This is a genomic window from Dietzia sp. CQ4 (genome assembly GCF_014145125.1).
GTDB classification, from domain to species: Bacteria; Actinomycetota; Actinomycetes; order Mycobacteriales; family Mycobacteriaceae; genus Dietzia; species Dietzia natronolimnaea.
Map to the genome: position 1 here is coordinate 1 of NZ_JAALDZ010000194.1, position 6,019 is coordinate 6,019.

Here is a 6,019-nt window from a genome sequence, read left to right on the forward strand (position 1 = left end):
TGCGCCGGGCACTGCGTCGCCGGGGGGACGAACAGACGCGCCGTCTGCGGCTGGCACGGATGCTGGGGTCCGCCGACCTCGTCGTCGTCCCCACCTCGGACGTCGACCTGCCCGAGTCCACCGTCCTGGACGTCGCCACGGTCGCGGGAATGCGTTTCATGGGGTACGAGCGCACCGACTCGCCGCTGCGCCGACGCGTCGGGGTGTTCGTGCGGGTCGGGGGCGAGGTCGACGCGGTGATCCGAGCCGGGACCGCGGTGACCCGGGCCGGGGCCGTGGCGGCCCGCGGACGGGGTGCCACGGCCCCCCGGTAGCGTTACCCGCATGCGCATCGGAATGGCTCTGAACTACAGCGGCGGCTTCGCCGAGACGGCCGCGGAGGCCGCGGACCTCGAGCGGGCGGGGCTGGACATCGCGTTCGTCCCCGAGGCCTACTCGTTCGACGCGGTGAGCCAGCTCGGGTACCTCGCGGCCAAGACCTCGACCATGGAGCTGGCCTCGGGCATCCTGCAGATCTACACCCGCACGCCCACCCTGACTGCCATGACCGCCGCCGGGCTGGACTTCGTCTCCGACGGCCGCTTCATCCTGGGCCTCGGCGCCTCCGGCCCGCAGGTCGTCGAGGGCTTCCACGGCGTGCGCTACGACGCGCCGCTGGCCCGCACGCGCGAGGTCATCGAGATCTGCCGCAAGGTGTGGCGCCGGGAGAAGCTCGTGCACGACGGGGCCAAGTACCAGATCCCGCTGCCCGCCGACCAGGGCACGGGCCTGGGCAAGCCGCTCAAGCTCATCAACCACCCGGTGCGCGAGAACATCCCGATCGTGCTGGCGGCGCTCGGGCCGAAGAACGTGCAGCTGGCCGCCGAGATCGCCGACGGCTGGCAGCCGATCTTCTTCCACCCCGAGAAGGCCCACCTGGCGTGGGGTGAGCCGCTGGCCAAGGGGCGTGAGAAGCGCGATCCCTCTCTCGGAGAGCTCGAGGTCTACGCCGGACCCCCGCTGGCGATCTGCGAGGAGAACGAGGTGCCGGGCTACCTGGACTTCGTGCGCCCGCACCTGGCCCTCTACATCGGTGGGATGGGCGCCCGCGGCAAGAACTTCTACAACGAGCTCGCGTGCCGCTACGGCTACGAGGACGAGGCCGCCCGCATCCAGGACCTGTACCTGGACGGCAAGAAGGACGAGGCCGCGGCCGCGGTGCCCGACGAGCTGGTCCGGTCGGTCTCGCTGATCGGCCCCGAGTCGTACGTGGCCGAGCGGGTCGAGGCGTTCCGTGAGGCCGGGGCCACCACCCTCACGGTCACGCCGATGGCGATGGACGCCCCCGGCCGGATCCGGTTGGTGGAGCGGTTCCGCGCGCTCTGCTGAACCCCTGGCACGACGAACGCCGGCACGACGCACGCCGGCACGACGAACGCCCCGCGGCGGTGGCTGCGGGGCGTTCGTCGTATCGGGAGTGGGGTATCGGGGGCGCGTCGCGCGGTCAGGTGAGGTCGACGACCACGTTCTTGAGCACGGGGGCGTCGTCCCGCTCGGCGGCCGTGGCCGCCACGAGCAGTCGCGAGCCGTCCTCCCACACGCGGACGCGCATGGTCTCGCCGGGGAAGAAGATGCCGCCGAACGTCACGCCGTAGCCGCGGACCCGCTCGACGTCGCCGCCCAGGACCTCGTCCACGACGGCCCGCAGCACCATGCCGTAGGAGCACAGGCCGTGGAGGATCGGCCGCGGGAACCCGGCCGCCTCGGCGAACGCGGGATCGGAGTGCAGGGGGTTGCGGTCCCCGCAGAGGCGGTAGAGCAGCGCCTGCTGGGGCAGGCTCGCGACCTCGATGGTGTGGTCGGCGTCCCGCTCGGGGTACTCCACCTTCTCGGAGGTCCCGCGCTCGCCACCGAAGCCCCCCTCGCCACGGGCGAAGATCCCGGATCGAGAGGTCCACAGCTTCTCGCCCTCGGCGGAGACCGTCTCGGACTCCTGGATGATCACCGCGGCCGAACCCTTGTCCTGGATCTCGGCGATCCTGGTCGTGGTGACGGCGGTGCCGGCCGCGGGGATCGGGCGGTGCACCTCGACGGACTGGCTACCGTGTACGACCTTGGCCAGGTCGATCTCGACCCCGGGGAAGGACACCCGCGGCGCCTCCGTGACGTTCATCGTGGCGGCGACGGTGGCGAACGACGGCAACACCTTGGGATGCAGGTCGTCCACGTAGTCCAACCCGGCGGTGTCCATGGGGTCCCCGGCCGCGCCGACTCCGAGTGCGTAGAGCGCAACGTCCGAGGCGGTCCAGGAGAACTCCTGCGAGGGAAGCTCGGCCCCCAGGGCAATCGAGAGGTCGATCGGCACGGTCAGACTCCCGTCTTGTCGGTGGTGGTCGGTTCGGTGGTGGTGGACCCGGCGGCGGCGCCGGCCAGCATGTGCTCGACCGCGAGGTACCCGAAGACCATCGCGGGGCCGATGGTCGCCCCGGGCCCGGCGTAGGTGTGGCCCATGACCGGCGACGACGCGTTGCCGGCGGCGTAGAGCCCCTGGATCACGGAGCCGTCCGAGCGGAGGACGCGGCCGTGGACGTCGGTGTTCGCCCCGCCCTTTGTCCCGAGGTCCCCGGGCACCATCTTGGCGGCGAAGAACGGTGCCTTGCGGACGGGACCGAGGCTCGGGTTGGGCTTGTTGGTGGGGTCGCCGTAGTAGTGGTCGTACCCCGAGACGCCCCGCTGGAAGTCCTCGTCCACGCCTCTCTCGGCGAAGCCGTTGAACCGGGCGGCCGTCTTCTCCAGCGCGTCCGCCGGGACGCCGATCAGTCCGGCGAGCTCGGCGAGCGTGTCGGCCTTGTGGAAGTTCTCCGTCTCGAGCCACTTCTTCGGCAGCGGCTGCTTCGCCTGCAATCCGGCGAAGAGATACCGGTTCTTGTACTCCTGGTCGAAGATGATCCAGGCCGGGACGTTCTCGCCCTCGGCGCCCTGCTGGTCGGCGGGGGCCTGCCCGTACTCCCCGCCGTACATCCGGTGCCCGGCCTCGACGTACGGCAGCGACTCGTTCATGAACCGCTCGCCGCGCGAGTTGACGAGGAACGAACAGGGCAGCGAGCGCTCGGCGAGCGCGAACCACGGACCGCGGGGGAGCAGGATCGTGGGACCCCACCAGGCGTCCTCCATGAAGGCCAGTTCCGCCCCCACCTTCTCCATGTACTCGATCCCCTCGCCGGTGTTGCCGGCGGCGCCGACCGTCCACGAGGTGGGGATGGGCTGACGCTGGTACTTGTCCCGCATCTCCTGGTTGTGCTCGAACCCGCCCGAGCCGATGATCACGCCACGTCGGGCGCGGAGGGTCTGCTCCTCGCCGCCGCGGGTCACGGTGATGCCGACGACCCGCTCGTCCAACCCGCTGCCCTCGGTGACCAGACCGGTCATCGGCGTGTTGAGCCACACCGGGACACCCGCGTCCAGGAGGCCCTTGCGCATGGCGGCGATGAGCGCGCGGCCCATGCCCACCATGTTGGCCCCCCGGGCCTTCGCCAGCAGCATGCGCATCGTCACACGGACGGAGCGCCGGAAACCCTTGGTGGTGGGGCGCTGGAGGAGGTTGAGCCAGCGGTAGTCGGACTGCTTGACCACCATGTTCGCCGGAGCCTTGGCGTAGGGGGGCTCGAGCCGCGCGGCCTCGGAACCCAACTGGCGCAGGTCGAACGGCTTGGGCTCGACGGACCTGCCGCCGAGTCGTCCTCCCGGGGACTCGGGGTAGTAGTCCGAGTAGTCGACCACCCACTCCATCTCGAGGGGGGAGTTGGCGAGGACGAAGTCCAGGACCTCGGGGCCGCGGTCGACGTACGCGTCGATCCGTTCCGGGGCCACGACGTCGCCGACGATCGCCCGGAGGTAGGTCCGGGCGGCCTCCGGGGTGTCCTGGACGCCGTCCCGTCGGAGGACGGAGTTCCCCGGGATCCACACGCCGCCGCCGGAACGGGCGGTGGAGCCGCCATAGTGCGGTGCTTTCTCCACGAGGACCACGCTGAGGCCCTTCTTCGCTGCTGCGAGGGCGGCCGTCATGCCTGCTCCACCGCTACCGACGACGACGACGTCGAACTCCTGGTCTGCCATGTAGAACACGTTATAGAACCGGGGGCTCGAGCGCCACACGGTCGAGGTAGCATCCCGGTCATGCTCAACGAGGAGACCCGCGCCACACTCGCCCAGCGACTCTGGGACGCCGAGGCCGACGTGGCGCCCATCGCGCCGCTCACCGACGACCATCCCGAAATGACCCCGGACGACGCGTTCGAGATCCAGCTCGTCAACATCCGCCGCAAGCTCGAGGCCGGCGCGGTGGTCACCGGACACAAGGTGGGTCTGGCCTCCAAGGCCATGCAGGAGATGATGGGCGTCGACGAACCCGACTACGGCCATCTCCTCGACACGATGGAGTACCCGGAGGGGGCGCCGGTCGAGGCTGCCCGGTTCTGCTTCCCGCGCGTCGAGGTCGAGGTGGGCTTCATCCTCGGCGCCGACATCCCGCCAGAGGGGTGCTCGCAGGAGGAGGCCGCCGCCGCCATCGAGTGGGTCGTGCCCTCGATCGAGCTGATCGACTCGCGCATCCGCGACTGGAAGATCACCCTGCCCGACACGATCGCCGACAACGCGTCGTCCTGCGGGTATGTCGTCGGGCAGCAGCGCGTGCGGCTGACGGACCTGGACGTCGCCGCGATCGATGCGACCCTCTACAAGAACGGCGAGTTCCTCGCGTCCGGCCGCTCCGACGCGGTCCTGGGCAACCCGCTCAATTCGGTGGGCTGGTTGGCCTCGACGGTCGCCAAGTTCGGCGTCCGCCTGCGCAAGGGAGACGTGATCCTGCCCGGCACCGCGATCCGTGCGATGGACGCTGCGCCCGGCGATTCCTTCCGCGCCGAGTTCGCCGGCCTGGGGGACGTGACCATGGAGTTCCGCTAGCGCGGGGGGCAGCCAGTGCGGGGGTTCGGCTGCGACGCTCACGTTCCCTCGGCTCTCGTCACGTCCGGTCCGCCGCCATCGCGCGACTGGCGGCCGCGGCCACCCTGGTGACCAGTGGCTCCAGGCGAGTGAGTGCAGCACCGTCCGCCGCGCTAGCGGAGAGCGCCGCCACCGCTCGTGTTCCGCAGGCGCCGTCCTCGTCGTCGTCGAACACGGGCGCGGCCACGCAGTAGAGGCCGGGCGTGAGCTCGGCGCGATCCACCGATCGCCTTCTGCGCCGGATCTCCGCCAGCTCCACGGCGAGCGCATCCGGCGAGGTGAGCGTGGTGTCGGTCCAGGCGATCAGCGGGCCCTGCGACACCCGCTCGGCGGCGGCGTCGTCGAACGCCAACATCGCTTTGCCCACTCCGGTGCAATAGGCCGGCAGTCCGCCGCCGATCCGCGACGGCGACGGGATCGGCCGCGGACCGTGCAGCTTATTGAGGTACACCACCTCGTCACCGTGCAGCGTGGCCAGGTGCACCGTCGCCCGGGTCGCCTCGAAGAGGTGCGCGAGGAACGGTGTGAGTACGCGGCGGGTCCGCTCGTATGCCGGCGAGGCAGGAATCGGATCCAGCTCATGCACCAGCGGCCCCAGTCGATAGCGCTGGCCGATGCGCGTGACCGCATCGTTTCGCTCGAGTGCGGCCAGGAGGCGAAGGGTCGTGGACTTGGCCAACCCGGCCTCGCGGGAGATCTCGCTCAGTGTCAGGCCGGTTCCCGCCGCCGTCACCCGCAGTACGTCGAAGGCGCGATCGACGGGGGAGACGGGCGGTTCGGACATGTGGTGAGTGTAGCGCGGAGGTCCGACATCGAGTGACGGATGATTCGAACGCTTGCGCTAGTGAGGTGGTGACATTAGAGTAGTACGTATGTTCGATACGGGCGCCGCGGGGGAGGTTGGTCGGTAATGAGTGCGACGACGACGAGTTCGGCGGCGTTCGGGGCGCTTCGCGCCGTGCCGGAGGCTCTCGACACGTTGGGCGCCGAGGCGTTGAGCGAGGTGGCGCGGTCGGCCACTCTGGCGCAGAACCTCGCC

6 protein-coding genes are annotated in these 6,019 nt (G+C 70.5%); 3 read left to right on the forward strand and 3 right to left on the reverse strand.

The annotated features are described in order from the left end of the window. Both G6031_RS11780 and G6031_RS11785 read left to right on the forward strand, forming a co-directional pair. The coding region (locus tag G6031_RS11780) for a hypothetical protein (protein ID WP_241737320.1) at window positions 1-314 on the forward strand (314 nt) is incomplete at its 5' end. A 10-nt stretch (window positions 315-324) separates the two neighbouring features. Next, entirely contained in the window at window positions 325-1,368 is a 1,044-nt protein-coding gene (locus G6031_RS11785) for an LLM class F420-dependent oxidoreductase (RefSeq protein WP_182653357.1), read from the forward strand. Window positions 1,369-1,483: 115 nt separating this feature from the next. On the opposite strand, the gene G6031_RS11790 is transcribed toward G6031_RS11785, so the two are convergent. After that, window positions 1,484-2,344 (reverse strand): MaoC/PaaZ C-terminal domain-containing protein, encoded by an 861-nt coding sequence (locus G6031_RS11790; RefSeq protein WP_182653358.1) that lies wholly within the window; start codon window positions 2,342-2,344, stop codon window positions 1,484-1,486. 2 nt (window positions 2,345-2,346) lie between these two features. Continuing rightward, window positions 2,347-4,095, reverse strand: coding sequence for a 3-oxosteroid 1-dehydrogenase (gene kstD, locus G6031_RS11795; RefSeq protein ID WP_182653359.1), 1,749 nt, complete (start codon window positions 4,093-4,095; stop codon window positions 2,347-2,349). Window positions 4,096-4,155: 60 nt separating this feature from the next. Here kstD and G6031_RS11800 point away from each other — a divergent pair, with 60 nt between their 5' ends. Further along, on the forward strand, window positions 4,156-4,941 hold the full coding sequence (locus G6031_RS11800; RefSeq protein ID WP_182653360.1) for a 2-keto-4-pentenoate hydratase: 786 nt from the start codon (window positions 4,156-4,158) through the stop codon (window positions 4,939-4,941). 58 nt (window positions 4,942-4,999) lie between these two features. Here G6031_RS11800 and G6031_RS11805 read toward each other — a convergent pair whose 3' ends face one another. Then, window positions 5,000-5,764, reverse strand: a complete 765-nt coding sequence (locus tag G6031_RS11805) for an IclR family transcriptional regulator (RefSeq protein WP_182653361.1) — start codon at window positions 5,762-5,764, stop codon at window positions 5,000-5,002. Window positions 5,765-6,019 lie beyond the last annotated feature (255 nt).